Source organism: Neorhizobium sp. SOG26 (assembly GCF_003491345.1).
GTDB classification, from domain to species: Bacteria; Pseudomonadota; Alphaproteobacteria; order Rhizobiales; family Rhizobiaceae; genus Neorhizobium; species Neorhizobium turbinariae.
Map to the genome: position 1 here is coordinate 1,805,336 of NZ_CP025512.1, position 26,186 is coordinate 1,831,521.

Sequence of the window (26,186 nt, forward strand, 5' to 3'; positions counted from 1 at the left end):
CCCGCTGAAACCTCGCGAGGGATGATTGAAACATGGGTCAAATCTCAGTGATAATTTCCCGCAATCCCGGGTCAGCTCTCAGTGCAAATCAACAGTCATTGAGGGCGGAGCTGCGATGGAGAAGCCGCCAGAACAAACGCGGTTGCAGGTCCCAGAGGACATACCAGAGGCAATGCACGGCGAGTGGTTGGCCATCGTCGCTGACCTGAAGAGCCGACACAATTTCACGGAAGCGATGTTCGGCGTCATCGGTGCCTATGTGACAGCCTTGTGGAACATGCGGCAGGCGCAAAAAGCGCTCGACGATTATGGGCAGGTCTTCACGAGTCCAAAGGGCGTCCTCATGAAGAACCCCGCAGTGACCCTCCACGGCAAAGCTCAGGCAACGGTCATGCGGCTGTCGGCCGAGCTTGGGCTGACACCGGCAGCGCGTTCTCGGCCGCGCATGAAAGACGATCCAGAGGGCGCTCAAAAGGACATGTTTGATGGAACCCCTCTCCTGGATTTTTGACGATAGCCCGATCGATGATCCCTTCGGGTATGGGGAAAGAGCAGTTCAGTTCCTGCGCGTTCTGAAGCATCCGAAATCCAGCCTGCCGGGTCGTGCTTTCCAGCTTGATCCCTGGCAGGAGCGCATTGTCCGCAAGATCTATGGCCCGTGTCACCCCGAAAACCAGTGGGATGAGAACGGTCTGGTCATTGCTCGCAAAGGTGAGCGAATAGCGAAAACCGTGGCAGTGATGCTCCCTAGAGGGAACAGGAAAACTGCTCTGGGGGCGGCCCTTGCCCTGCTTCACACGATTGGTCCTGAGGCGATAGCTGGCGGACAGAACAAGGTTGCGGCTGCAGATAGGAAGCAGGCGCGCATTGCTTATGATGAAGCGCTGGACATCATCAATGCCACAGTTGAGCAAACGAGCCGCAAGCGCTTGGAACTCATCGACTCTGAGAACCACATCGGGAACCGGCTGAAACGCGCAAGCTTCCAAGCAATGTCATCTGACGGCAGGGTCGCTCACGGATATACGCCCTACTTTGCCCTGCTCGACGAGATTCATGCTTGGCCGAAGCGCGATCTCTATGAGGCGATCAAGAGCGGCCTGGTCAAAATTCCGAACTCACTTCTCATGGTGATTAGCACGGCCGGTCGTGGTCAGCAGAACCTTGCTTGGGAGTTTTTCGATTATGCGAGGAAGGTGCAGCGCGGGGAGGTTGAAGACCCTTCAACGCTCCCGATACTGTTCGAGACGCCTGTTGATGCGGACTGGCAGGATGAGTCGGTTTGGCTGAAGGTCAATCCGGGCCTTCGTTATGGTTATCCCGACATCATTGGGATGCGAAAGAACGCTCGAGAAGCTCGTGAGCAACCTTCGGAAAGGGCGACCTTCCAGCAGCTGAACTTGAATATGTGGCTCAATGCGTCGGCAAATCCTTTCGTTGATATGCCGATCTATGACGAGGGAGCCTTCCCTGTTGAGCTTCAGGAGTTGGAACACAAGCCTTGCTGGTTAGGTGTAGACCTATCTTCAAACAACGATCTGACCTGCGTGGTTGCTGCCTGGAAAGACGGTGATGGATACATAGTCTATCCATGGTTCTTCTGCCCAGAAGATAACCTCGAGGCGCGTGAGCAAAGGGATAAGGTCCCTTACGTACAGTGGGCCAAAGATGAATACATCATCCCAACCCCTGGGAACGTCGTCGACTTTCGTCATGTAGAAGATCACATCCGCGAGCTCTGTGCGACCTATGATGTTCGAGAGATCGCGTTCGATCCTCACCTCGCGCGCAACATGCTCAACAACCTCTTAGACGAAGGCTTCCCCGCTGTTGAGATGCGGCAAGGCTGGATCACGATGGCGCCGGCAGTGAAGGAGCTAGAGCGCGCTATTCTCGGCCGACGCTTCCGTCACGGTGGTCATCCAGTGTTGCGATGGAACTTCGAAAACATTCTCGTCGAGACAGACAAGGCCGGCAACAAAGCCTTCCATAAAGGCAAAAGCCGAGAGCGCATTGATGGTGCCGTGGCAGCTGCGATGGCGGTGGCGCGCGCTGCGGCGGGAGAAAGCAACGTCTCCAGCTACGACACTTTTGACGGGAACATAGAGGAGTGGGCCTTTGCCTGACGACACAGAACGTCTCCTGGTCTCTCTTGAGGCGAGGATCACTGATTTCGAGCGCAATATGCGCAAGGCGGAGCGAACCGGTACCGGATCGTTCAACAAGCTGCGTTCGAGCTCGGCAAGCGCGACCCGCAACATGGAGCAGGACATGATCCGCAGCACGACGCGGATCAACCAGGCGCTGGCTAGCGTCAGCACCAAGATTGGTGAATTCGGAAAAGCTGGAATTGGCGGCGTGATCGGTGGCATCGCGGCCGGCGGGATTGCTGGCATTGTTTCCCAATTCCGCGACGTCGCGAATTCAGTCGCGGAAGTAGGCGACCAGGCAAAGATCGCGGGCGTCAGTCTCAAGTCTTTTCAGGAACTGAAATTTGTTGCCGAGCAGAATCGGATCGGGGTTGATGCCCTGGTCGATGGCTTGAAGGAGCTTAACCTCCGAGCTGATGAATTCATTGTCACGGGAGGCGGCTCCGCTGCTGAGGCTTTCCAGCGGCTCGGCCTCAATGCCGATACGCTGAAGGCGAAGCTGAGCGACCCGTCGGCGCTTTTCACTGAGATCATCGGGAAACTTTCGCAACTCGACCGCGCGGCGCAAATCCGCATTGCCGACGAGGTCTTCGGCGGAAGCGGTGGCGAGGTCTTCGTGAAGCTGATCGAACAAGGCGAGAAAGGGATCCGCGATACGATCAAGGCCGCCAACGACCTCGGCGCGGTCATGGATGATGATCTCATCAAGAAGGCTGCGGAGGTGGACAAGAAGTTCGCCGCGATCGCCACCAATGTCGGGACGCAGTTAAAGGGCGCGATCATTGAGGCCGCGAACGCATTCCAGAGCTTCATCGACAAGTACAATGCGTTCCAACTGAACCGCCGCGCGCTCGAAGTCGGTGAGGCAATGGGCGGGCTTTACGGCAAAGCAAGCCCTAATCCGCCTGTCGCTCCGACCAGCAAGGCAGCTCCCAAAGGGTCGCGCGTACCGTCCGCGACGGATATCTTGCGCCAGAAGCTGCTCGAGCAGCGCATTGCAGGCGCCTTCGACACCTTGCCTGAAGCGCAGGCTTCGTCCTCCAGTGGTTCGAAATCCTCGTCTATCTCGCAAGCCGAGCGCGAGCGGAAGGCGGTCCAGGAGCTCATCACCGAACTCGAGGAAGAGCTTCGGCTGGTCAATGCCACTGATGCCGCCAAGCGCGCAGCGGCGGCCTCCAGACAGGCAGGAGCGTCCGCTACGGACGACGAGCGCAAGAAGATCATCGGACTGACGGAGGCGATCTATCAGGAGGAGGAAGCCCGTCGACGTGCTGAAGAAGCCACGTTGCTCTATCGCGACCTTACCCGTTCGGCGCTCGATGACGTCTGGTCCGGCATCGAGCAGAACAAGAGCAGCTTCGAGATTATGGCCGACGTGGCTGTCAACAGCCTGAAGCGTATCGCGGACACTCTTATCGATGACGTCTTGGATAGCCTGTTTCAGGTCAATAAGGCGGCTGGCGGAAGCGGCGGCGGTGGCTTGTTGGGTTCCATATTGGGTGGTCTGTTCGGAGGCGGAAAGAGCGCCTTCCCCGCGGCCCCAGCGTTTCCCTCCAAACCCGGGATTGGTCTGTTCGCCAAAGGCGGGATTGCCGATCGGCCGTCGATCTTCGCAGAAGCAGGACCAGAGGCGGCAGTGCCTCTGCCCGACGGCCGTCGCATCCCGGTAGACCTTCGGATGCAGTCGCAGCCCACGGCCGCCGCTTCCGGCAAGTCTGTGATCGAACTTCGGCTGTCGGCCGACCTTGAGGCCCGCATCCTTGAGAAAGCTGGAAATCAAACTGTGTCAGTTATCCGTCAGGCCGATGCAGAACGTAGAAACCTCTACGCGAATGGGGAGCCCCGCTGATGGCTGATCCAATACTCATGCCGGAAATCAACTGGTCATCATGCCAGTTCGACCCGGTAAGCCCCTCGGACACAAGCATGATGGAGGGCCGTCGCTCTGAGGTCGTCGCGAGCATGACGCCTTTTTGGAAAGCCGCTTTCCAAACTGCCTGGCTCGAGGAGATCGACTACGGGCTGTTCGATGCCTTCGTGATGAAGGCCAGTTCTCGCGGCGCTCCGTTCCTCGCATATGACCCGTCCCGCCCTCGACCAATCGCAATGGATACGGGCGCGCCATTGTCGGGCACGAAATCAGGTGGTGGCGCCTTTAACGGTCAGGCCGTTCTCCAGACGATCACCAACAGCCGGCAGCAGGTCATCGCTGGCCTTCCGGCAGGGTTCAAACTCTCGCCCGGGGATTACATCGAATATCGGATGACGCCTCTCAAGCGTTCGCTGCATCGGATCATGGAGTCTGCTACCGCTAACAATTTCGGCGTCGTCACGCTCTCGGTCATGTTTGGGTTGGACACGCAGAACTTCAGCACGGCGGCCACGGTGCACTTCGAACGCGCGTCGTCCGTGATGATGATCGATCCCGGTAGCGTATCAGCGCCGAAGTCCTGGGGCGGCCGCGAGGCTTCCTTCTCAGCAACGGAGATCTTCCTATGAGCGTTCTTGATCCTAATGTAGAAGCCCTGGTTGACGCTGGCTCGCTGGTTCGGCTGGACCTTGTGCGAATAGACCTTCCCGGTAAATCCGTCGGATATCACAGAGGGGGAAGGTCGTTTATTTTCAACGGCCTCGAATACGTCCCAAACCGCTTTCTGCAGATGGGCAATATGTCGAGCGCCCTTGGCGTCGCGGTAACAACGCGCACCATCAGTTTCTCGAACATTCCGGTTGCCGACCCGGACGACGCCTTAGCCAAGATCGAGGAATACAACTACCAGAACGCGCCGGTCATCATCTCGCACCTTGCAGGCAATCCGGATACCGATGAGGTGGTGGGCATTCTCGCATCGTCGATCTACGAGATTGACCAGGTACGGTACAGCACGAGTGCCCTGAATGGCTCCGAGAGGTCGTTGACCATCTCGATTGACCTCCAGCCGCCCGGCCGGTCTGCCCGTGGCTCGACTGGCGTCAAGCGGAGCTCGGCCGAGCACCAGTTCGACAACCTCGCGACTGATACCTTCTTCGAATACGCCGCGACGGTCAGCACAATTCCCGAGGAATGGGGCCAGGTCACTCGATGAATCTGCAGAAGCTCTTATGCGCTGAACTGAAGCGTCAGCTTGAGGCGAAAGGTAAGATCACGACGGCGATACCTGCCGGCGGCGATTTGCTGTGGCAGTGGTTCCTCGATCTAAGCCGGTCCCGCACCTATGGCGCGGCAGGTCCAAACCCGATCAGCTTTGCTGAAATCCTGACCTACGGGCAGGCAATGCGGTGGCCGATGGAGCCGCGCCACGTCGAGATCCTGCGGGCGATGGATGCAGTCTGGATCGAGCGCGCCTTCGAAAAGAAGGATGCTCAGGAGGATCCAAAACCGCACATGGTCCAAGGGCGGACCATGACCCCTGCGAAGTTTGATGCGATGTTCAGCGGGGGGCGGTGATGGCCTATCTCGACCACTACCTCAAAGCCAGAAGCGAGCGACTGAAGCGCCAGAAGGTGAAGAAGCCACGGGACATCATCAAAGGGCAGCGGCGGGAGCACGTGATCAACAAGGTCATGGACACCCTCAAGGACTGGAGATCATCCCCGTTCGAAAACCAGGGCTCTGCTCATGCGGGACTACGGTCCGCGCTCTGCATGCAGGGACATAGTTGGTTGAGATCGGATTTTGAAGCAGGCACGATCGTGGGGCAGTGCCTTCAGCTTATGGGCGCAAAGTATCCCACCTGGGAGCAAGGGCAGCCGGAATACACCGTCCCTCGCGAGAACTGCGCACGGTGTGGTGGTGAGATGCCAGCAGAAGCGCTTGAAGGGACGCGCAAGAATAGGTTCTGCTCAACAGAATGCGCGAAAGCTGCATGGGTATTTCTCAGCGCTGACTCAACTTGGCGAAACAACAGCGTGGCGTGGTCTGCCTATCACCTCGTCCTAAAAAGTCGCACGACACCGAGGATCTGCGTTGGCTGCCAAGAAACGTTCGGCGTTCTCAGCGAGAATTCTAGTGTGCAATACTGTTCGCAAAAATGCGCCGCAGCCGCCAGAGTTAGGCTTCCCGATATCGTATGTGCCGCTTGCAAGAAGACGTTCCACCCACGAAAAAACTATACGAAGTTCTGCTCAGTCGCATGCAGTCACGCCGGCAACTCGCTCCGTGAATATCAAAGGACGTGCACTTATTGCGACGAAGGCTTCACTGCTGCGAATCCTCATGCGCTCTTCTGCTCTGACAGGTGTCGTCAGAAGGAAAGCTATTGGCGGAAGAAAGCCGCGAGCGCGCCGCAGGTCATCTATCTCATGCCAGCACGTGAGATCACACCGACGGTGTTCGACGGCTGGTTCAAGCGCGCCGCATAGGAGGCTCAGAAGTCAATTCTGTTGTCCTGGCTTCCGATAACGGAGCTTATCGGTAGCCAGAATCAATCCTTCTTGCGGTCGAAAACGTTCTGCATGGGGATGAAATCATCCGCGTCGATCGGAGCGTCTATGTCGGCCGCTTGCTGACGCTCGTCCGCCTTTGCGAGCAAAGATTGAGCGCCGTCCATCAGCTTCCGGATTGCCTCGGCTTCAAGCCTCTTCGCTGAGAGATAGAGATCGTTGAATTTTTCGGTTTGGCCGGGGACATAAGAACCGGTTGCGAAGCGCGTCAGGAAGCGGTGCGCGATTTCGTCGAGCGTGCTTGCCTGCCCGAGACCCTGAAGGCTTGATTGCAGGCGGTGGATGATTTCGGCGTTCAACGATCGGCCATTCTCTTCCGCCTTCTCTTTGATGGAGTCTCGCAACCCCGGCGGAAAGCGCAAGAGCAGCTTGTCAACTTCATCGCTTGGGTATGATGGTCTGGCCATGTCGCCTCGATATCAAAATAATTCGGAGTGTGCAAAATCTTCTTGACTACGTATCGTCTCGATATCAAGGTGTCTCCGTATCATAGTGAAACGGAGTTGCTGAATGGTTAACAAATTCCCTTGTGAAAAGCTGGATAAGTTCATGGTGCGGATGCCGGATGGGCTAAGGACCGCGATCAAACTCGCCGCCATAGAGAATGGCCGGACGATGAACGCTGAGGTGGTCTACCACTTAAAGCGGATTTACGAACCCCGCCAAAGCGAAAAGCCCGCTGCGCAGTCCTGAGAAAACGAGCAGCGGGCTTTTAGTAATTAATCCATCAACAAGGACAGATCAGATGCAGACGCAACATATAACGGATGGAACTGTAGTTGCAAGCGCAAAGCCGCTCTATTTGGATGACGCCGTCGGCGACCTTTACCAGTCCGCCGCAGTGATCCGACTTTCCGCAAGCGCTCTGCGCGCTCATGCGCCTGACGGTGATGTGGAGCAGGACGTCGTGACGGCTCTCGGTTTGGTCGATGGTAGACTTTGCCAGATCCGCGAGATGTTCAACGCAGGGTGCGAGGCGGACTATAAGCTGTTCGACCTCATTGACCGATACCGGAAGGCAAAGGCCGCATGGGACGCCGTGCTCAACCTAAATCAATCCCTCAATCATACCCCTGAAGAAGATGCTCATGATGCGGCGCTGATGGAGCTTGTTGCATATCAGTGTCAGACTCTTGGTGGCGTTCACCATAAGGCGCGCGTTTTCTTGCAAGACGAGAGCCTATTGGACACGCTGCGGACCGCACGAAACGGGCCGGATCTGGAAGCGTTTCTCGCATCGCTCATGATGGGGGCGGCGCAATGATCCTCGTGGCCGCAGTTCACGATGCCATTCAGGCCGAGAACCTATTGAAAGCGTCGATCGATGCTCTCGAGGTCCTGCACAAGCAGCTTAGCGGGAGTGACGCGGCGAGCGCTACGCGCATCCGGAAAGGTCTTCGCATTGCCCTCGATCGCGTTGGCGATGTTCTCGACCAACTCGATCCCAACGGGACGGTACCACGGGGGAAATGATGATGCTCGACACGAGGCCGAAACCTGAGCCAAGGGAATCGGTGAGCAGCGACCGCCTCATCGGAGTCAAAGAGATCGCGAGGATCCTCGGCGTTTGCGAGGAAACCGTGCGGCGGTACCATGCTCGCGGGCTGCTCCCTACCCACCAGATCGGGGGGAAATATTCTCCGATCACCTCGACCCGCACGGACCTGCGAAAGTTCGTGCGAGCCAAGCTGAGGAAGAAGTGATGGCCGGATCTAGTTTACGCGAAATGACAATTCCGCGCTTTGCGATGAGGCGAGACGAGGCTGCGGCCTCTCTCGCTATTTCGCCATCGCTCTTCGATAACTGGATTGAGGAAGGGCGAATGCCGCGCGGCCGCAAAATTGGTGGTGTCATGCTGTGGGACACTGAAGAGGTGCGCAGTGCCTGGTACCGCATCGTTGACCGTGACGCCTCCTCCGCCGAGGATGGGGAAAACCCCTTCGATAGGGCAATCGCGTGATCGCTACCCGACTTAAGTACTGCGTCTATGATCCCGATCCGCGCGGGAACGTGCGATATTACCTGCGCAAAAAGGGTTACCCGAAGATCCGCATCGATGAGACGTTCGATGACGGAAACGGAAACATCACCGAAGCCTTCATGAAGGCCTATCTGGCTGCGATCGCGTCCCTGAGCGAGGCCGCGCCGAAGAAGCCGCCTCCGAAGGAGGATACATTTGATTGGCTTGTGGATCAGTACATCCGCTCGGAAAAGTTTCAGAAGTTTGATGCTGCCACTCAGCGTGACAAGCGCAGCGTCCTCAAACGGTTTTGTGAGACCGCCGGCCCTTTGCCCTACAAGAAGTATCGACGGCAGGATATGGAGGCGAGCCAGCTGAAGCGCCGCGACACTCCTGGCGCGGCCGACAAGCTCGTGAAAGTGATTCGGGCGCTCTTCAATTGGGCGATCTCGAAAGGATACGCCACGATCAACCCTGCCACGGGCATCGAGAAAATAAACAAGGGCTCCCAGGGCTTCCACACGTGGACGGCTGAAGAGGTTGAGCAATACAAGGCGTTTCATAAGATCGGGACCAAGCCTCGGCTTGCCTTGGAAATTATGTTGAATGTCGGCGCTCGAATATCCGATACCGCTGTTCTAGGTCGTCAAAACGAAAGCGGCGGCTGGCTGAAGTTCACCGCCAAAAAGAACAGAAACAAGAGCCCGGTCACGATCGAAGTGCCTATCAGGCCGGATCTAAGGGCCGCCTTAGCGGCGACGAAAACCGGCGACATGACCTACCTAGTGACTGACTATGGGCAGGCCTTCACAGTCGACGGCCTCGGCAATCGAATGCGGGAGTGGTGCGATGACGCTGGCTTGCCTCACTGCACCTCTCACGGGTTACGAAAAGCCTCTGCCGTGACGCTGGCGGAGAACGGGGCCTCAGCTTCCGAACTATGTGCGATCTTCGGTTGGACCAAGCTTGAGACTGCTGAAATCTACATCAGGCGAGCTCAAAAGAAGAAGATGGCGGGCAACGCTTTTGCCCGTCTCGATGACTACAGGGACCGGAAAAGTGTCTCATCCAACGGTCCCAAAACGCCACATGAGACAAAATGAGGAAAAAACCGTGCAAAAACAACGGCGAAAAATGGGGGTGGTGGGCCCGGAGGGACTCGAACCCCCAACCAAGCGGTTATGAGCCGCCGGCTCTAACCATTGAGCTACAGGCCCGCCGATCGAGACGAGGATGAGCGCAATGGTCCGCCCAGCCTTAAGGCTCGCTCTAGCGCAATTCCCTTTCCTGAACAAGCCGTCGCCGCAATAGGTTCACAATCGCCCGCCACCAATGTTCCCAGGCAGTGAGTCCGGCGGCTATAAGTCCTGCTCTTTGCCGTTATTCAACATCCGGCGCGGTGGGAGAAACCCACGATGCGCCTTTAGACCGGGAGAACACCATGCGCCCTGCGCCCACACAGTCACGTCTTGCGCTTGCCGCGATCCTGAGCCTTGCTGCGGCAAGCTCATGGACATCAGGCGCGGCGGCCCAGGAACCGCGCCCGCGCGAGCCGCTGATCCGGGTGTCCGGCGAAGGCGAAGCCTCGGTCGTTCCGGACATGGCGGTCGTCAGCCTGTCGGTGGTGCGCAATGGCGAGACGGCCGATGCCGCGCTCTCGGCCAACAGTGCGGCGATGAAAGAGGTGCTGGCGGCGCTGAAGGCCGAAGGCATTGCTGATCGCGACATCCAGACCAGCAACTTCTCGATCTATCCGCAATACCGCCATACCGAGCCGAAGGATGGCGTGGTCGAGCCGCCGAAGATCATCGGCTACGAGGTCTCGAACGGCGTAACGCTGAAGATCCGCGACCTCGAAAAGCTCGGCGGCATTATCGACAAGTCGGTGAAGCTCGGCGTCAACCAGGGCGGCCAGATCGAGTTCACCAATGACAATCCGAAGGACGCCATGAAGGATGCCCGCAAGGCGGCCGTTGCCGAAGCGCTGGACAAGGCCAAGACCTTGACGGAGGCGGCCGGCGTCAAGCTTGGCCGGGTGATCGAGATCAGCGAGAACACCGCCCGCCCGCCGCAGCCGATGATGCGCATGGCGATGGCCAAGGACATGGCGGCGGAATCCGTTCCGGTCGCCGCCGGTGAGAACACCTATCGTGTGACGGTCAACGTCACCTTCCAGCTCGACCAGTAACAACCGTCGTTCCTCTCGCCACATCGGCGGCGGGAGGTTTTCACCTTGAACCATATAAAAAGCCCGCCGATCGGGAGATGATCGGCGGGCTTTTTCTGTTGTTGGCGGCCGCGCGTTAGCGGCGGATCAGCGGGCAGCCGCGGACGTTGGCGAAAACCACCCGGTCGCGACCACGGCGGTCGAACCCGACCACGGTCACGGTGCGACGCGACACGTCCACGACACGGACGCGGCGCAGGCCCATGCGGGCGGCCTTTTCTTCGGCAAGCCACGGTGCGCAGCCGGGGCGACGGTCCGGGCGGCGGTCAGGACGCCAGTGGCGGTCGCGGTGCTGAACCGAGATGACCAGGTCGCCATTGGCGGCTGATGCCGTCGGCGCAACGGCGGATAGTCCGGCGAGCGCGACGAGAGCAGCGATTCCAGCTTTGGTGAAGATGTTCCTCATGGCGTGTCTCCAGAATTGGGGCGTTCTGCCCGAAACCTCTCTCGCCTTGCTGGCGATTGTGTGGAAGCTAGCGCGCCGGGGCTGAACAAACCCGCAATCGGCCATTCAGTTGCGGTTCATCCAGCATTCACCGAAAGATGCAGCACCACCTCGCGCCTATGCGGGTGGTCGCGGTGTTCGAAGAGGTACAACCCCTGCCAGGTGCCGAGCATCAACCGCCCGGAACTGACCGGGATGCCGAGCGAAACAGCGGTCAATGCCGCCTTGATATGCGCCGGCATGTCGTCCGGACCTTCGGTCGTGTGGGTCACCCAGCGCATCTGCGGGTCGCTGGTCGGCGGTACGAGGCGCGAGAAGAAGGTCTTCAGGTCGCGCCGCACATCCGGATCGGCATTCTCCTGGATGAGGAGCGAGCAGGACGTGTGGCGCACGAAGACCGTCAGCAGGCCTTCGCCACTTGCCTGTCCAGCCACGAATTTCTGGGCCGCCTCGGTGAATTCATAAAGCCCCTGCCCGCGCGTTTGGATCGATATGACGGTCTGGGGCATGAGGCGGCGCTCCGTGTTTCAGATCGCCGGATTTATAGGGACATGAAGCTCTGGAAGCCACCGTAAATCATGCGTTTGGCATCAAACACGCCCTTCCACTGCTCGCCTGCGAGCCGCGGATCCTTCATCACCTTGTCGTTGATCGCGTCGCGCTGCTCGCGGCTTTCATAGGTGATCCAGGAGAACACGACCGTCTCGTCCTCCTTCGCCTGCACCGCTCGCGGGAATGATGTCAGCTCGCCATAGGGCACGTCGTCGCCGATGCATTCGACATAGCTGACGGCGCCATATTCCTTCCAGATATCGCCAGCGAACCGGGCAATCTCCTTGTAGCGCTCCAGGTTGGCCGTCGGTAAGGCAAGAACAAAACCATCAACATAAGGCATAGGTCTTCCTCCTCTTGAGTTGCAACTTAACAAGGACGTGAAACGGCAGGCCGATCCGACAAGCTGGCGGAGATTTTCCCGATCGGCAAGATCGGGCCGGATCAGAACCGGTCCGGGATCGTTATGCGGTCTCGATCATCGGGAGAATGGCATGACCGCAGGAGATGCAACGGACACCAGGAAGCAGGCCCGCACATCGCGTCTCGGCTTTCCGGTCAAGGTCATGGCGCGCGATGACCTGAAGAGCAACGACAGCCGCCGCTCAGCCAACAATCCACATCTGCAGGTGTCGCTCGAATATGTCGACCAGATCCTCGACCATCTCGACCGGCACGACATCCGCATGTACCGCATGTCCTCCGATATTGCCCCATACGTCACGCATCCGGACATGCCGCAGTTCCACGGAATGATCGGCGAGAGCGTCAGCGAGCTTCGCGCGCTGGGTGAAAAGTCAAAGCGTCTCGACATCCGCCTGTCGTTCCACCCTTCACAGTTCGTGGTGTTGAACAGCCCCGATCCCGAGCTCGTCAAGAAGAGCATCTGGGACCTCTCGACCCAGGCGGAGATGCTGGATCTGATGGAACTCGGGCCGGAGGCCGTACTCGTCATTCATGTCGGCGGCACCTATGGCGACATTCCCGCCAGCCGCGCCCGCTGGGTTGAGACCTGGAAGATGCTTCCCGAGCATGTGCGCCGTCGGCTGGTGCTCGAACACGATGATCTGCGCTTTTCCGCTGCCGACGTCCTTTGGATCCACGAGCATACCGGCGTGCGGCTGATCTTCGACTACCAGCATTTCTGGTGCCTCAACCCGGAGCGGGCGGACCTGCGCGAGACGCTGGCCGCCATTCTCGCCACCTGGCCGGAGGGACAGCAGCCGAAGATCCACTTCTCTTCGCCGCGCACGGAACTGCGCGAACAGGTGCGGATCGACCCGAAGACGCGCAAGAAGACGACAAGATACGTCGCACCGGTCTTCACCGGCCATGCCGATTTCTGCAACCCGTTTGAGTTTGCCACCTTCATGCGCACGGCCGAAGGCCTGGATTTCGACGTGATGCTGGAGGCGAAGTCCAAGGACCTGGCGCTGTTGCGGCTGCGGCCAGATTTGCTGCGTTATGCGCCAGACGTTGCGCTGCGCTTTGGTCTGGAAGCCACCAAAGCAGAAGAGCTCGAAGAGGAAGCCGATGCGGTGCTCGTGGAGGAGAAGGTCGCCGGCGGCGCCTGACCCGGATCAGTCCGGGAAGCCCCGCGCCCGCCACTGACTGCGCGGCACAGCAGCGCCAACGTCGAATGCGAACGAAACGACCTTCATCGCATCCTCGTCCACCTCGCAGCGAAACCTGATGTTATACCACTGGGCGCTGGCGCGAAACGCCGCCTGCTTGACCTCGAGTACCGTACCGGAAGGCAGCTTGTAGGCGGGCAGGATGTCCGGCCGGTAGGCTGCCGGCGCATGGCGCAACTGCTCGCGCAGTTCCGTGGCGCAAAGCTGCCCGGCGCGGATCTCGCGCGGGATATCGCCCATGGCCGCCATTGCCACGTCGCTTTCGGTGACGCTGCGGGAAAACAGCTTGGTCGCCTTCGTCAGGTTGCTGGGCGCGTCCTTGGCCGGGGCCTCGGTCGGTTTTGGTGTCGGTGCAGGCACGACCTGCGGGATAAGCGCTGTCATCTCGCCGGCAGGTGCGGCACCGGTCTCCGGCCCTTCGACATGCGAACTCGCCGCCGTATCGACCTCCGGCACGTTGACATCATCGGGCACGGCACTTGCGGGTGGCGCATCTTCTGCGGCTTCCGTCTCCTCGGCCGCTTTGCTTGTTTCCTCCGTCTCTGTTGGAGCGGTTTCCGGCTCTCTGCCTGCCGGCTCTTCAGGCGCGTCGCCGTCTTCGCTCACGCGCGGGCCTTCATCCTTCTCGCCAAACTGCTGCACGGGTCGCATTACCGGCATGGGTTGCCCTGCCCGCTCCTCGCCCTGCGGCGGTTCGGGTGCGGGTGGAGGTGGCGGCGACGGTTCGGGCGGCGGAGGCGGTTCTTCCTGTTTCGCTTCCTCTTGCGGCGGCGGTGGCGGTGGGGGCGGTGGCGGCTCCTCCTGTTTGGCCTCTTCCTCCTGCTCCGGCGGAGGTGGCTCTTCGGCCTTCTCCGCCTCTTCTTCCGGCTCTTCAGGTGGGGGAACCAGTTCCACCGTCACGCTCTCTTCCTTGGGCGGTTCCGGGAACTCCAATGGGAAGTGGAAAAAGAAGGCGAAGGCCAGGACGACATGCAGCAACACGGAGGCAGCGATGCCGCCTCCGAACGCTCTGGTCCGTTTCGGACGATGATCCTGCCTGGTTTCCCGGGCGTCCTCGGCTTTAATGCCTTCCATGGCTGCGATGTACGATGGAATGCAGGCCGGATCGAGTCCCGGCGGATCAAAACCTGCGCCGGCAACATCTTTGTGGCTTGAGAAGAAACCGACCGCGCGGTATGTTTCACTATGTCCCAAGCCCACAGACGCGAAAAGCAGCCCGAGCAGGTGCGGCGTTCCATCCTTGACCAAGCGGCACGGTCTGCCGCAGAGGCTGGCTTGTCGGCGATCACCTTGCAGTCCGTCGCAGCTTCGGCCACCGTGACCAAGGGCGGACTGCTACATCATTTTTCCAGCAAGCAAGCGCTGGTCGAGGCGGTGTTCGCCGATCTCCTGGCAAAGCTCGATGACGAGATCGACCGGTTGATTGAGAACGACACCGCCTCCCCTGGTCGCTTCACGCGCGCTTATATCGAAGCCTTCTTTCAGGTTACGCGCGAAGGTGCCGGAAGCCCTTGGGCCGCGCTGTCGGTCTCCTGCATGAACGACCCGAAGCTGCGCGCACTCTGGTCGGACTGGATGCGCGGCCGGATCGAACGCCATGCAGACACGGACAATCACCCGGTGCTGCAGATTGCGCGCTACGCCGCCGACGGCATATGGCTTGCCAATCTCATGGAAAACAATGGTGTCGAGCCGCAAGATCTCGAGCGCCTCAGGATGGAACTCAGGAAGATGACGGAAATCGAGGCGCCCAGATGAACACGGCTCTGGTGACATATGTTTCGCTTGGCACAGCGATTGCGCTCGAAGTGATCGGCACGACCTTCCTGCAGCAAAGCCAGCAGTTCACGCGCCTGGTGCCGACCATGCTGATGGCGCTGTGTTACGGCGCGGCCTTCTATCTCCTGTCGATTGCGCTCCGCGTCATGCCGATGGGCACCGTCTACGCCATCTGGAGCGGGCTTGGCATCGTGCTGATCTCGGGCGTCGGCCTCGTGGTGTTCCGGCAGAAGCTCGATCTTGCGGCCATGATTGGCCTTGGCCTGATCATCGCCGGCGTTGTCGTGGTCAACGTGTTCTCGAAAACCGTCGGGCATTGAAGAGGCCCGACGACCAAAAGAAAAAGGCCCGGCTCGCACTGCGAACCGGGCCTTTTGATAGAGTGTCGACCGGAGCTTAGCTGTCCAAGAAGCTGCGGAGCTTGCGGCTGCGGCTCGGGTGTTTCAGCTTGCGAAGCGCCTTCGCCTCGATCTGGCGGATACGTTCGCGCGTCACCGAGAACTGCTGGCCGACTTCTTCCAGCGTATGGTCGGTGTTCATGCCGATGCCGAAGCGCATGCGCAGCACGCGTTCTTCGCGCGGCGTCAGCGACGCCAGTACGCGGGTCGTCGTTTCGCGCAGGTTCGCCTGGATGGCCGCATCGATCGGCAGAAGCGCGTTCTTGTCCTCGATGAAGTCACCGAGATGGCTGTCTTCTTCGTCACCCACCGGGGTTTCGAGCGAGATTGGCTCCTTGGCGATCTTCAGGACCTTGCGAACCTTTTCGAGCGGCATGGCGAGCTTTTCAGCGAGTTCTTCCGGCGTCGGCTCGCGGCCGATCTCGTGCAGCATCTGGCGCGACGTGCGAACGATCTTGTTGATCGTTTCGATCATGTGCACCGGAATACGGATCGTGCGGGCCTGGTCGGCGATCGAACGCGTGATTGCCTGCCGGATCCACCACGTCGCATAGGTCGAGAACTTGTAACCGCGACGGTATTCGAACTTGTCGACCGCCTTCATCAGGCCGATATTGCCTTCCTGGATGAGGTCGAGGAACTGTAGGCCGCGGTTCGTGTACTTCTTGGCGATGGAAATCACGAGGCGAAGGTTCGCCTCGACCATTTCCTTCTTGGCGATCCGCGCTTCGCGTTCCCCCTTCTGGACCATCGACACGATGCGACGGAATTCGGCGATCGAGATGCCGGTTTCGGTCGCGAGATTCTGGATCTCCTGGCGGATATCGCGGATCGTCGTGTTCTCGGCGCGCGCAAACTCCTTCCAGCCACGGGCGGAAAGGTTGGCGATCGACTTCATCCAGTTCGGATCAAGTTCGGCACCCTGGTACTGCTCGAGGAAGGACTCGCGCTTGACGCCGTAGGATTCGGCGAGGCGCAGCAGACGTCCCTCGTTCTGCATCAGGCGCTTGGAGATGTCGTAGAGCTGCTCGACAAGAGAGTCGACGCGGTTCTGGTTGAGCGACAGAGACTTGACCGCCGTCACCAGTTCGTCCTTGAGCTCCTTGTAGCGGCGCTCTTGAGCAGACGACAGGGTGCCCGTTGCGGAAAGGCGCTGCTCGACCTGCTGATCCTGAAGCTTGCGCAGCTTCTTGTAGGTGTCAGCGATGAGGTCGAGGGTTTCCATGACCTGCGGACGCAGTTCCGCTTCCATGGCGGCGAGCGAAAGGCTCGACTCGTCGTCGTCCTCTTCTTCTTCCTCAAGCGGAAGGCCTTCGCCACCAACGGCCGTGATGTCGTCGTCATTGGCAGCCGAGAAGCGCGCCTTGCGGCTCTTTTCCTTCTCTTCGGCCGCCTTGCGGTCAGCCTCGATCTTTTCCGGGCTCTGGAACTGCGGCGCAGCCTTTGCCTCAGGACCCGAATAGGTGGTTTCCAGGTCGATGATTTCGCGAAGCAGCGTCGTGCCTTCGTTCAGCTCGTCGCGCCAGATGATGAGGGCCTGGAAGGTCAGCGGGCTCTCGCAGAGGCCACCGATCATCGTCTCGCGGCCGGCCTCGATGCGCTTGGCAATCGCAATTTCGCCTTCACGCGACAGAAGCTCGACGGAACCCATTTCGCGCAGATACATGCGCACCGGGTCGTCAGTACGGTCGGTCGGCTCTTTCTTCTTGGCGGTCGCGAGCGCAGTGCCGGTCGTGGTAGCGATTTCGCCGCCTTCGCTCTCGCTCTCCTCGCCATCACCGTCGCTGTCGTCTTCACGCGCGGACGCGTCGTCAGCATCCTCGTCTTCAACGACATTGATGCCCATATCGGAGAGCATGGACATGGTGTCCTCGATCTGCTCGGAGGTGACTTCCTCCGACGGCAGGACCGAATTCAACTCATCCATGGTCACGTAGCCGCGCTTCTTGGCGGCCTTGATCATCTTTTTGACCGCGTCGTCAGAGAGGTCGAGAAGCGGACCGTCGTGCGAGCCTTCGCGTTCGTTCTCTGCTTCTTCGTTTTCTTTGACTTTTGTTGCCATTTATTTCGTCGCTTTCCCTGAACGCCACTTCCGCCGCGCTGTCGCAATCGGCTGAAGACTATCGCCGCCGCCTTCGCCGCGAATCACTTGTCCAACACGTAACGGATTGACCTTTAATTCCCGATTACCATTTGGCGGCCGCATCAACGCAAGGCCGTCCCGTGAGAGGATCATCGGTCATCTTCGGTGCTATTGACCCACTCCGCCTATTCTGCCTTGAGATGGTGATTCCCATAAATTAACGTTCCGTCAAGCTTTTCCCGACCTCAGTCCCCGGAAAAGTCGAAAACTGCTTGCAGCAGCTTCAACAGGGTACGCTCACCAAATTTAACCGCTATGTAGGTACGTCACCCGGAAAGACAAGCCTTTTGACCCAGATATCGCCACCCGGTGACAATTTCTTCCGTATAAAGTGAGTGCTAATTAGGGCGAGATTGCCCCTCTTCGCCTGGCCCACAAAAACCGCGCTCGAATCAGCCATGGCTGACCGCCGCACCCTTGATCCGGCCGGACAAAACTCCGAAGCCATCAATGATCGCTTCCTGGTTCTCCATCCGCACGATCTCAAGCTGGACCTCTGACAGGGCGCGTAAAAGCAGCTCGATCTCCTCGGAGTTATCAGCCTCGGTCGCCTCCGCAATGGCGCGCTCCAACTCCATCTTCTGGATGCGCAGCGCCTTGGTGCGCTTGTGAAGCGACAGCGCCTGGCGGTAGCCTTCGCGTGCGTCCTCCATCGCTGCCCCTTCCGTTGCGGTCCAGAGGCGCGCGTTGCGCACCTGCTGGTCAAGCGACTTCAAAAGCCCCTCGAACCCGTCGGCGGTGAGCCGCTGGATCAGGTATTCGCGCGAAAGATTGGCGCCCGCTGTGGCTGCCGCCGGCAGCATGGAGGACCAGAAGCGCTGCAGGTCGCGGTTCTCGAAGTCGATCGCGGCGATTTCGTCGTATTCTTCTAGCAGCAATTCCGGATGGTTGACGATCGTCAGCGCAAGAACGCTTTCGCGCAGCGCCGGCAGGTCGCGATAGCCGCTGACGAGCCCCGACCGCGTCAGCCGGTCCGATACGGTAACGGGGCCCGCTGCCACGCCGCGCTGGTTCTGGAAGCCGCCACCTTGCCCCGGCCGACCGCCGCCACGCTGGAAAGGCGGGCGATTGCCACTGCCGCGCCGGGTCATTGGCGAAAAGAAGCTGTTCAACCGGTCGCGGATTTCCTGCTGGTAATGCCGGCGCACGCTTTCGTCGCCGATCACGGAGACGATCTGCTTCAGCCGCGCTTCGAGCTCGGCCCGCTGTTCCGGCGTTTTATATTGTCCGGCGGCAGCTTCCCGCTGCCAGATCATGTCGACCAGAGGCTTGGCTTCGGACAAAACCTTGTCGAAGGGTGCGCGCCCTTCCTGCTTGACGAGGTCGTCCGGGTCCTTTCCCTCGGGAAGGAGCGCGAACTGCACCGACTTGCCGGGTTTCAGGAACGGAAGGGCAAGGTCAGCCGCGCGGCTTGCGGCGCGAAGGCCGGCACCGTCGCCATCAAAACACAGCACAGGCTGCGGCGACATCTTCCAGAGCAGGTCGAGCTGGTTTTCCGTCAGCGCCGTGCCGAGCGGTGCCACCGCATTCTCGATCCCCGCCTGATGCAGCGCGATCACGTCCATATAACCTTCGACGGCAATGACCGTACCCGGTTCGCTGCGGTTCGCCTGCGACGCGCGACGGGCGCGGGCAAAATTGTAAAGCACCTGCCCCTTGTGGAAGAGCTCGGTGTCGGGCGAGTTCATGTATTTGGCAAGCGCGTCCTGCGCCATCGCCCGACCGCCAAACCCGATCACCTTTTCCCGCGATGACAGGATCGGAAACATGATGCGGTCGCGGAAATAGTCATAGGAGACGGCGATGCCCTCGCCGTGGCGCACCAGCCCGCAGGCCTCGATCTGCTCCTTCGGCACACCCTTGCTGGCCAGGAACTCCTTCAGCGCATTGCGGCTTTCCGGCGCATAACCCAACCGGAAAGTCTCGATAGTCCGGGCGCTGAGGCCACGATCGCGCAGATAGGCGCGTGCCTTCACGCCGGCGGCGCTCTGCAACTGGTCCTGGAAGAACGCGGTCGCCAGTTCCATGACATCGATAAGGGAGGTGCGCTCCTTTTCCCGCTTTTCCGCCTGTGGATCCATTTGTGGCATCGGAACGCCGGCCATGTCGGCGACGGTCTGCACGGCTTCGGGAAAACTCTGCCCTTCAAGCTCGGTCAGGAAACGGAAATGATCACCGGAAACGCCGCACCCAAAGCAGTGGTAGCGGCCCTTGCGGTCTTCGCAATGGAAGCTCGGGCTCTTTTCGCCATGGAACGGACAGCAGGCCCAGTAGTCTCCACGCGAGACATTGGTCTTCTTGCGATCCCAGGTTACGCGCCGGCCAACCACGGCCGATATCGCCACTCGGTCGCGAATTTCGTCCAGGAAACTGTTGGAGAAGCGCATGTCAACCTCTTGGCCAATTCCCATATAAGCACGCCGGCCAGGGAAAGCCACTGCGGGACGAAAACATGCCCGCTATTCACACCTCGCTGCCGCATGCAGCGAAAACAAAAAGGCTGGAAGCCGAAACGGCTACCAGCCTCCTGCTTTTATCGGCTTTCAAGGAATCTTATTTCAGCAGTTCCTTGACCACGCCGGAGGCCTTGGCGAAATCCATCTGCCCCGGATACTTTTCCTTGAGTATGGCCATCACCTTGCCCATGTCGCGAAGACCTTGCGCGCCGGACTCGGCAACCGCAGCCTTGATGAGCTCAGCCGCCTGCTCGTCCGAGATCTGCTCGGGCATGAAGCTCTTGATGACGGTGACTTCCTCGCGCTCCTGCGCGGCAAGTTCGCCACGGCCGGCATCCTCATAGATCTTCGCCGATTCCTCGCGCTGCTTTACCATCTTCTGCAGGATCTGCAGGATATCGTCGTCGCTGACCGGATCCTTGCCGGCGCCGCGATTGGCGATATCACGATCCTTGATGGCCGTTTGCACCAGCCGGACCGTGGAAAGCCGCCGGGTATCCTTAGCCTTCATTGCTTCCTTGAGCGCCTCGGAAAGCTTGTCGCGCATCATATTGTGTACTCCTTGGGAAGGCCCGCCGCCGGGCGGCAATTATGGCTTTTCCTTGTCTTGGTGGCGCTGTCATAGACGAGGCCCGGTGCAGTATCAATTGGCTGGCTGCCGCTCTTGCGCCAGGCGACCGAAATACCCAATGTTTATTGAGTTCGTGAGATTGACCGTGCTGCCTGCTTTGTCTATTTTCCCGCACCTGCACGAGATATAGATGTATGGGCTTTCGCCGGCACTGCCTGCGCGCCCGTTTCTGCGACCATAGATGGCCTTCGCACCCTGCCTCTTCAAGAGACGGGACGGCAAGGCAGAAGGATAGAGATGACCGCCACTGCCCCCTGGACAACGAAAAAACCAACCGCTGTGCTCGTCCTGGCAGACGGCACGGTGATCGAAGGAACCGGGATCGGCGCGACGGGCAAGGTACCGGCCGAGGTGGTCTTCAACACGGCGCTCACCGGTTACCAGGAAATCCTGACCGACCCGTCCTATATCGGCCAGATCGTCACCTTCACCTTCCCCCATATCGGCAACGTCGGAACCAACGAAGAAGATATCGAAGACCTGACGCCGGCTGCACGCCGCGGCGCGGTCGGCACGATCTTCAAGGCCGACATCACCGATCCTTCCAATTATCGCGCTGCCAAGGATCTCGACGGCTGGCTGAAGTCGCGCGGGATCATCGGCCTTTCCGGCATCGACACCCGTGCGCTGACCGCCTGGATCCGCAGCAACGGCGCACCGAACGCCGTCATCGCGCATGATCCGAACGGCGTTTTCGACATCGAGGCCCTGAAGGCTGAAGCCAAGGCCTGGAGCGGTCTGGAAGGTCTCGATCTCGCCAAGGAAGCCACGTCTGGCCAGTCGTCGCAGTGGACGCAGAAGCCCTGGGTCTGGAACGAGGGCTTCGATGACCTCAACCCGGAAGACGCCAAGTACCACATCGTTTGCGTTGACTACGGCGTAAAGCGCAACATCCTGCGCCTCTTCACCGGCCTTGATTGCAAGGTGACCGTCGTTCCGGCACAGACCTCGGCGGAAGACATCCTGGCGCTGAAGCCGGATGGCATTTTCCTGTCTAACGGCCCGGGGGACCCGGCGGCAACTGGCGAATATGCCGTTCCGGTGATCCAGAACCTCATAAAGACCGACATCCCGACCTTCGGCATCTGCCTCGGCCACCAGATCCTCGGCCTGGCGCTCGGCGCCAAGACGGAGAAGATGCACCAGGGTCACCACGGCGCGAACCACCCGGTGAAGGACCACACCACCGGCAAGGTGGAGATCGTCTCCATGAACCACGGCTTCGCGATCAACTCGAGCACTTTGCCGGAAGGCGTTGAAGAGACTCACATCTCGCTCTTCGACAACACCAATTGCGGCCTGAGACTGGCGGGCAAGCCGGTGTTCTCGGTCCAGCACCATCCGGAAGCTTCGCCCGGCCCGCAGGACAGCCACTATCTCTTCCGCCGCTTCATCAACCTGGTGCGCGAGAAGAAGGGCGAACCGGCACTTGCCGAACGCTGAGAAATCTCAAGAGAAGCTAAAAAAGCCCGCCATTTCGGCGGGCTTTTTGTTTAGCGGCGAACCAGCATCCAGAACCGGCCGCAAAGCAGCGCCGCCGCAGCAGCAAGCCCCATCACGAAGCCGAACCAGACCCCCTCGCCCTTGAAGCCGAGCGGGAAGGCAAAGATCCAGGCAAACACGAAGCCGATCGGCCAATAGGCAATCAGCGCCAGGAGCATCGGCACCTTGGTATCCTTCAAGCCGCGCAGCAGACCAGCCGCCACAGCCTGCAAGCCATCCACGAGCTGGAAGGCACCGGCGATGATGATCAGCGGCACGGCAAGCGCCAGCACCTCGGCGGCATCCGGCTGCCGCGTATCGAGAAAGAGGCCGCCGAAGAAGGCCGGCGCCACCGCATAAAGCACGCCGCCAACCGCGGTGAACAGGATGCTGATCGCAAGCACTGCAACACCCGCACGACGCACGCCAACCATGTCATCTCGACCGTTCGCCAAGCCGACGCGCACCGTTGCCACCTGTGCGAGCCCGAGCGGGATCATGAAGGCGATGGACGCCAGTTGCAGGGCAATGCCGTGAGCCGCAAGCTGCAGCTTGCCGATCATCCCCATGAGCAGTGACGCAGCCGAAAACAGGCTCGTCTCCGCCAGGATCGTGAAGCTGATCGGCAGGCCCAGCATGAAGATCTCCCACAGCATCGACCAGTCCGGCCGCCAGAACCGGACGAAGATCTCGAAGCTGCGCATCCGCGGCTGGCTCCCGACATAAAGGAGCGCGATGAGGAAGCCGGTGAGGTTTGCCGAAACGGCCGCGATTGCCGCCCCGTGCAGCCCAAGCGCCGGTGCGCCGAAATGGCCAAAGATCAGCGTGTAGGCGACAAGCAGGTTCATGAAGAACATGCCGATCGTCACGTAAAGCACGATGCCGCCCTTCTCGAGCCCGGTGACAAAGCTTCTGAGCGCCATCAGTCCGAGCGCCGGGAACAGGCCCCAAAGCGCAATGCGCAGGTAGCTTTGTGCGTTCGCGGCGACATCCGGCTCCTGGCCGAGACGCAGCAGGATCGGTTCGGCGAACCACAACAGCGGCGCGGTGAGCACGCCGTAAGCCAGCACGATCCATAGCCCCATGCGCACTGAACGCCGCACGCCAACCGGATCATTGTGGCCGATCGCCTGGGCAACCAGCGGCACGACGGCGCTGGTGAAGCCTGTGCCGAAGATGAAGACCAGGAAGAACATCTGCGTTGCAAGCACGACAGACGCGAGTTCCGTGGTGCCGAGCCAGCCGACCAGGATGACGTCCGTTGTGTGGATAGCCATCTGCGCCAGCTGCGCCCCCACCAGCGGCACGCCGAGCGCAACCGTTGCGCGGGCATGCGTGGACCACGAATTGTTATGGCTCCGGTCAACGATGGCTGACTGGGTCGACATGGCACTCTCCAAAGACGAAAACGCCGCAACCCATTTGGGCAGCGGCGGCTGCCAATGCCTATAGATCAGGCACCTGAAGGCAGCAACCTTGGCGGTTCATCCAACAGAATTTGTGGACGTTACTTCACGGAACTTGATGTGAAAGTTCCGGCTGCGCGGCCACCGCCGCCTCATCCTTGCGCGAGATGCGCAAGAGGAAGACAGTGATGGCCAACGCCATGAAGATGGCCGCCATGAAATAAGGCGCACCGGCAAATTCCACTGCAGCCCCCTCGCCCGTAAACGCGCTGAAGAGCTGGGTGAAGATCGCCGGGCCGATGATGGTCGTCAGGCTGGTCAGGCTGGTGATCGCGCCCTGCAACTCACCTTGCGCCGACGCAGGCACCTTGGCCGAAGCAATGCTTCGCAGCGCCGGATCTCCGACATTTTCAATCGTCGTCAGCAGGATGACAGCGTAAACGACCCAGCCCTGCCAGGCGAAGGCATAGCCCAACAGCCCGAGGCACGAGAAGCTCAAGCCGAGGACCGCGGTGCGCCATTCGCCCAGAACCGGCACCAGTTTCGGCAGCACGAAACCCATGACGATTGCCGCGCAGATGCCAAACATTCCGAGCGACAGCCCGATCTGCCCTTCGCTCCAGTTATAGCGATAGGCCGACACGAAGGACCATACGGACGGATAAACGGCATGCGCCAGCCAATACAGGAACATCACCAGCATGACCCAGCCGATACCGGGGTAATGACGCATCTGCTTCAACGCGCCGAACGGGTTGGCGCGCTTCAGTTCAAAGGTCCGACGGTTCGCCTTCTCCAGCGTTTCCGGCAGCAGGAACCAAGCCGCGATGAAGTTCGCGAGCGACAACAGGCCCGCCGCCAGGAACGGCGCACGCGGACCAAGTTCGCCGAGCAAACCGCCTATCACCGGCCCGACTGTAAAACCGACGCCGAAGGCAATGCCGATGAGGCCGAAGTTCTTGGCACGCGTCTCGTCGGTGCTGATGTCGGCGATATAGGCGGAACAGGTCGCAAAGCTTCCACCGGAGATACCAGCCAGCGTGCGGCCGACGAACAGCATCCAGAAACTCGTGGCGGCCGCGCAGATCAGGTTGTCGACCGCAAAGGTCAGCACCGAAGCGAGCAGGATCGGCCGGCGGCCGAAACGGTCCGACAGGTTGCCGAGCAGCGGCGCAAACAGGAACTGCATCGCCGAATAGATCAGCAGCAGCCAGCCGCCATCGACGGCAGCGCCGCTGACATCGTCGCCTGTGAGCTCACGCAGGAATGTCGGCAGCACCGGCATGATGATCGCGATCCCGATGATATCGAGAAACAGGATCATGAAGACCAGGAACAGGCCGCGACGCACGAATTTCGGGTCAAGCATTGGGAGGTCACTCCAGCAAAAACATGTTCTGGAAGTGCGACCTAGTCGCCGACGCTACTTAGCGGCGAACGTCCACGTAAACAATACGTGAACATTTCAAAAGTTTTGATGATATTCATCAACGGCGAAAGACGCCGGGTGCTCAACACCCGGCGTCTTTAGAAGTCAGCGTTGTTCAGACAGCGCCGGAAAAGGTGTCGCATGCCCGCATGTCGCCGCTGTCGAAGCCGCGCTTGAACCAGGTCATGCGCTGCGCGGACGTGCCATGGTTGAAGCTTTCCGGCACCACGTAACCCTGGCTGCGCTTCTGCAGCGTGTCGTCACCAATCTGCTGGGCCGCATTCAGCGCCTCCTCCAGATCGCCTTCGCTCAGGACGCCCTTCTGGTCGGTGAACTTGCCCCAGACACCTGCATAGCAATCGGCCTGGAGCTCGACGCGGATCGACATCTGGTTCGCTTCAACCTCGCTCATCCGCTGGCGTGCCTGGTTGAATTTCGGCAGGACGCCGGTGAGGTTCTGCACATGGTGCCCGACTTCGTGGGCGATGACATAGGCTTGCGCAAAATCACCGGCAGCTTCGAAACGCTGCTCAAGCTCGCGGAAGAAGTCGGTGTCGAGGTAAAGCTTCTTGTCGACGGGGCAGTAGAACGGGCCGGTCGCGGACGATGCGAAGCCGCATGCTGAGTTGACCTGACCGGAAAACAGCACCAGCGTCGGCTCCTCGTAGCGTGCGCCGCCCGCCTCGAAAATGCCCTTCCAGGTGTCTTCCGTCTCTGCCAGTACAGTGCGGACGAACTGCGTCGTCTCGTCGTTGGCCGTCTTGCCCGGTGCCGACTGCTGGTAGCTCGAGCCTCCCATGTCGATATCACCGCCGGACAGCAGCGTCAGCGGGTTGATGCCGGTGATCCAGCAGATGATCAGGATCATCACGATCCCGCCGATGCTGAGCCCTCCGCCGCCACGCCGGCCGCCGACCGGGATGCGAAAACCGCCTCGCCCCAGGGGACTGCCCATGGAGGCGCCACGGCGATCCTCAACGTTGTTCGACTGACGACGACCTCTCCATTCCATCTCTCGGACTCCTCTCGGGCAAAGCGCGGCCTTGCGCGG

At 60.0% G+C, this 26,186-nt stretch carries 29 protein-coding genes and 1 tRNA gene; 18 read left to right on the forward strand and 12 right to left on the reverse strand.

Annotation, left to right across the window (positions count from 1 at the left end; genetic code table 11):
• Positions 1–115: 115 nt before the first annotated feature.
• From CYG48_RS08930 to CYG48_RS08960, 7 genes are all read left to right on the forward strand, one after another.
• The gene (locus tag CYG48_RS08930; protein ID WP_118850061.1) at positions 116–511 is read left to right on the forward strand and encodes a phage terminase small subunit P27 family; all 396 of its coding nucleotides are present in this window, start codon (positions 116–118) and stop codon (positions 509–511) included.
• Positions 486–2,126, forward strand: coding sequence for a terminase large subunit (locus CYG48_RS08935; RefSeq protein WP_118850062.1), 1,641 nt, complete (start codon positions 486–488; stop codon positions 2,124–2,126). The genes CYG48_RS08930 and CYG48_RS08935 overlap by 26 nt, the downstream gene beginning before the upstream one ends.
• A gap of 145 nt (positions 2,127–2,271) precedes the next feature.
• Positions 2,272–3,999, forward strand: coding sequence for a phage tail tape measure protein (locus CYG48_RS08940; RefSeq protein ID WP_150132710.1), 1,728 nt, complete (start codon positions 2,272–2,274; stop codon positions 3,997–3,999).
• The gene (locus CYG48_RS08945) at positions 3,999–4,649 is read left to right on the forward strand and encodes a hypothetical protein (protein ID WP_118850064.1); all 651 of its coding nucleotides are present in this window, start codon (positions 3,999–4,001) and stop codon (positions 4,647–4,649) included. Before CYG48_RS08940 ends, CYG48_RS08945 begins: the two co-directional genes overlap by 1 nt.
• Entirely contained in the window at positions 4,646–5,236 is a 591-nt protein-coding gene (locus CYG48_RS08950) for a DUF2163 domain-containing protein (RefSeq protein ID WP_118850065.1), read from the forward strand. The genes CYG48_RS08945 and CYG48_RS08950 overlap by 4 nt, the downstream gene beginning before the upstream one ends.
• Positions 5,233–5,598: a phage tail assembly chaperone gene (locus CYG48_RS08955; RefSeq protein WP_118850066.1), complete on the forward strand. Its 366-nt coding sequence runs from the start codon at positions 5,233–5,235 to the stop codon at positions 5,596–5,598. Before CYG48_RS08950 ends, CYG48_RS08955 begins: the two co-directional genes overlap by 4 nt.
• Positions 5,598–6,512 carry a hypothetical protein gene (locus tag CYG48_RS08960; protein WP_118850067.1) on the forward strand — a complete coding sequence of 305 codons (915 nt, stop codon included), beginning with the start codon at positions 5,598–5,600 and terminating at the stop codon, positions 6,510–6,512. Before CYG48_RS08955 ends, CYG48_RS08960 begins: the two co-directional genes overlap by 1 nt.
• 62 nt (positions 6,513–6,574) lie before the next feature.
• Here the strand turns inward: CYG48_RS08960 and CYG48_RS08965 are convergent, their stop codons facing one another.
• Positions 6,575–7,000: an Arc family DNA-binding protein gene (locus tag CYG48_RS08965; protein WP_118850068.1), complete on the reverse strand. Its 426-nt coding sequence runs from the start codon at positions 6,998–7,000 to the stop codon at positions 6,575–6,577.
• Positions 7,001–7,103: 103 nt separating this feature from the next.
• On the opposite strand from CYG48_RS08965, the gene CYG48_RS08970 reads away from it, so the two are divergent.
• From CYG48_RS08970 to CYG48_RS08995, 5 genes are all read left to right on the forward strand, one after another.
• A complete protein-coding gene (locus CYG48_RS08970; RefSeq protein WP_118850069.1) occupies positions 7,104–7,286 on the forward strand; it encodes an Arc family DNA-binding protein in 183 nt (60 codons plus the stop codon).
• A gap of 52 nt (positions 7,287–7,338) precedes the next feature.
• Complete coding sequence (locus CYG48_RS08975) at positions 7,339–7,857, forward strand: hypothetical protein (RefSeq protein ID WP_118850070.1); 519 nt, start codon at positions 7,339–7,341, stop codon at positions 7,855–7,857.
• On the forward strand, positions 7,854–8,066 hold the full coding sequence (locus CYG48_RS08980) for a hypothetical protein (protein WP_118850071.1): 213 nt from the start codon (positions 7,854–7,856) through the stop codon (positions 8,064–8,066). The genes CYG48_RS08975 and CYG48_RS08980 overlap by 4 nt, the downstream gene beginning before the upstream one ends.
• Before the next feature lie 2 nt (positions 8,067–8,068).
• Complete coding sequence (locus CYG48_RS22890) at positions 8,069–8,296, forward strand: helix-turn-helix domain-containing protein (RefSeq protein WP_445304333.1); 228 nt, start codon at positions 8,069–8,071, stop codon at positions 8,294–8,296.
• A 253-nt stretch (positions 8,297–8,549) separates the two neighbouring features.
• A complete protein-coding gene (locus CYG48_RS08995) occupies positions 8,550–9,656 on the forward strand; it encodes a tyrosine-type recombinase/integrase (protein WP_118850074.1) in 1,107 nt (368 codons plus the stop codon).
• Positions 9,657–9,694: 38 nt separating this feature from the next.
• On the opposite strand, the gene CYG48_RS09000 is transcribed toward CYG48_RS08995, so the two are convergent.
• Positions 9,695–9,770: transfer RNA gene (locus CYG48_RS09000), tRNA-Ile, on the reverse strand.
• A gap of 224 nt (positions 9,771–9,994) precedes the next feature.
• On the opposite strand from CYG48_RS09000, the gene CYG48_RS09005 reads away from it, so the two are divergent.
• Positions 9,995–10,741, forward strand: coding sequence for an SIMPL domain-containing protein (locus tag CYG48_RS09005; protein ID WP_118850075.1), 747 nt, complete (start codon positions 9,995–9,997; stop codon positions 10,739–10,741).
• Between the two features lie 115 nt (positions 10,742–10,856).
• Here CYG48_RS09005 and CYG48_RS09010 read toward each other — a convergent pair whose 3' ends face one another.
• The 3 genes from CYG48_RS09010 to CYG48_RS09020 form a co-directional block, all read right to left on the reverse strand.
• Positions 10,857–11,186, reverse strand: coding sequence for a hypothetical protein (locus CYG48_RS09010; RefSeq protein WP_118850076.1), 330 nt, complete (start codon positions 11,184–11,186; stop codon positions 10,857–10,859).
• 116 nt (positions 11,187–11,302) lie between these two features.
• A complete protein-coding gene (locus CYG48_RS09015) occupies positions 11,303–11,734 on the reverse strand; it encodes a secondary thiamine-phosphate synthase enzyme YjbQ (protein ID WP_118850077.1) in 432 nt (143 codons plus the stop codon).
• A 32-nt stretch (positions 11,735–11,766) separates the two neighbouring features.
• Positions 11,767–12,120 (reverse strand): DUF1428 domain-containing protein, encoded by a 354-nt coding sequence (locus CYG48_RS09020; RefSeq protein WP_118850078.1) that lies wholly within the window; start codon positions 12,118–12,120, stop codon positions 11,767–11,769.
• Between the two features lie 151 nt (positions 12,121–12,271).
• Here CYG48_RS09020 and uvsE point away from each other — a divergent pair, with 151 nt between their 5' ends.
• Complete coding sequence (uvsE, locus tag CYG48_RS09025) at positions 12,272–13,351, forward strand: UV DNA damage repair endonuclease UvsE (RefSeq protein WP_118850079.1); 1,080 nt, start codon at positions 12,272–12,274, stop codon at positions 13,349–13,351.
• Between the two features lie 6 nt (positions 13,352–13,357).
• Here the strand turns inward: uvsE and CYG48_RS09030 are convergent, their stop codons facing one another.
• A complete protein-coding gene (locus CYG48_RS09030; protein ID WP_245450317.1) occupies positions 13,358–14,311 on the reverse strand; it encodes a DUF930 domain-containing protein in 954 nt (317 codons plus the stop codon).
• A 39-nt stretch (positions 14,312–14,350) separates the two neighbouring features.
• Between CYG48_RS09030 and CYG48_RS22645 the strand changes: the two genes are divergently transcribed.
• From CYG48_RS22645 to CYG48_RS09040, 3 genes are all read left to right on the forward strand, one after another.
• Positions 14,351–14,566 (forward strand): hypothetical protein, encoded by a 216-nt coding sequence (locus CYG48_RS22645; RefSeq protein WP_245450318.1) that lies wholly within the window; start codon positions 14,351–14,353, stop codon positions 14,564–14,566.
• A gap of 120 nt (positions 14,567–14,686) precedes the next feature.
• The gene (locus CYG48_RS09035) at positions 14,687–15,169 is read left to right on the forward strand and encodes a TetR/AcrR family transcriptional regulator (protein ID WP_245450319.1); all 483 of its coding nucleotides are present in this window, start codon (positions 14,687–14,689) and stop codon (positions 15,167–15,169) included.
• Positions 15,170–15,177: 8 nt separating this feature from the next.
• Complete coding sequence (locus CYG48_RS09040; protein WP_445304334.1) at positions 15,178–15,510, forward strand: DMT family transporter; 333 nt, start codon at positions 15,178–15,180, stop codon at positions 15,508–15,510.
• 76 nt (positions 15,511–15,586) lie between these two features.
• Here the strand turns inward: CYG48_RS09040 and rpoD are convergent, their stop codons facing one another.
• The 3 genes from rpoD to CYG48_RS09055 all read right to left on the reverse strand — a co-directional run bounded on the left by rpoD (position 15,587) and on the right by CYG48_RS09055 (position 20,737).
• Positions 15,587–17,650: an RNA polymerase sigma factor RpoD gene (gene rpoD, locus CYG48_RS09045; protein ID WP_118850083.1), complete on the reverse strand. Its 2,064-nt coding sequence runs from the start codon at positions 17,648–17,650 to the stop codon at positions 15,587–15,589.
• Between the two features lie 473 nt (positions 17,651–18,123).
• Positions 18,124–20,118: a DNA primase gene (gene dnaG / locus CYG48_RS09050; protein WP_118850084.1), complete on the reverse strand. Its 1,995-nt coding sequence runs from the start codon at positions 20,116–20,118 to the stop codon at positions 18,124–18,126.
• Positions 20,119–20,284: 166 nt separating this feature from the next.
• Positions 20,285–20,737, reverse strand: coding sequence for a GatB/YqeY domain-containing protein (locus CYG48_RS09055; protein ID WP_118850085.1), 453 nt, complete (start codon positions 20,735–20,737; stop codon positions 20,285–20,287).
• 318 nt (positions 20,738–21,055) lie between these two features.
• Here CYG48_RS09055 and carA point away from each other — a divergent pair, with 318 nt between their 5' ends.
• Positions 21,056–22,261, forward strand: a complete 1,206-nt coding sequence (gene carA, locus CYG48_RS09060) for a glutamine-hydrolyzing carbamoyl-phosphate synthase small subunit (RefSeq protein WP_118850086.1) — start codon at positions 21,056–21,058, stop codon at positions 22,259–22,261.
• Positions 22,262–22,311: 50 nt separating this feature from the next.
• Here carA and CYG48_RS09065 read toward each other — a convergent pair whose 3' ends face one another.
• The 3 genes from CYG48_RS09065 to ypfJ all read right to left on the reverse strand — a co-directional run bounded on the left by CYG48_RS09065 (position 22,312) and on the right by ypfJ (position 26,147).
• The gene (locus CYG48_RS09065) at positions 22,312–23,688 is read right to left on the reverse strand and encodes an MATE family efflux transporter (protein ID WP_118850087.1); all 1,377 of its coding nucleotides are present in this window, start codon (positions 23,686–23,688) and stop codon (positions 22,312–22,314) included.
• A 124-nt stretch (positions 23,689–23,812) separates the two neighbouring features.
• Positions 23,813–25,075 carry a TCR/Tet family MFS transporter gene (locus CYG48_RS09070; protein ID WP_118850088.1) on the reverse strand — a complete coding sequence of 421 codons (1,263 nt, stop codon included), beginning with the start codon at positions 25,073–25,075 and terminating at the stop codon, positions 23,813–23,815.
• Positions 25,076–25,250: 175 nt separating this feature from the next.
• Complete coding sequence (ypfJ, locus tag CYG48_RS09075; protein ID WP_118850089.1) at positions 25,251–26,147, reverse strand: KPN_02809 family neutral zinc metallopeptidase; 897 nt, start codon at positions 26,145–26,147, stop codon at positions 25,251–25,253.
• Positions 26,148–26,186: the final 39 nt, after the last annotated feature.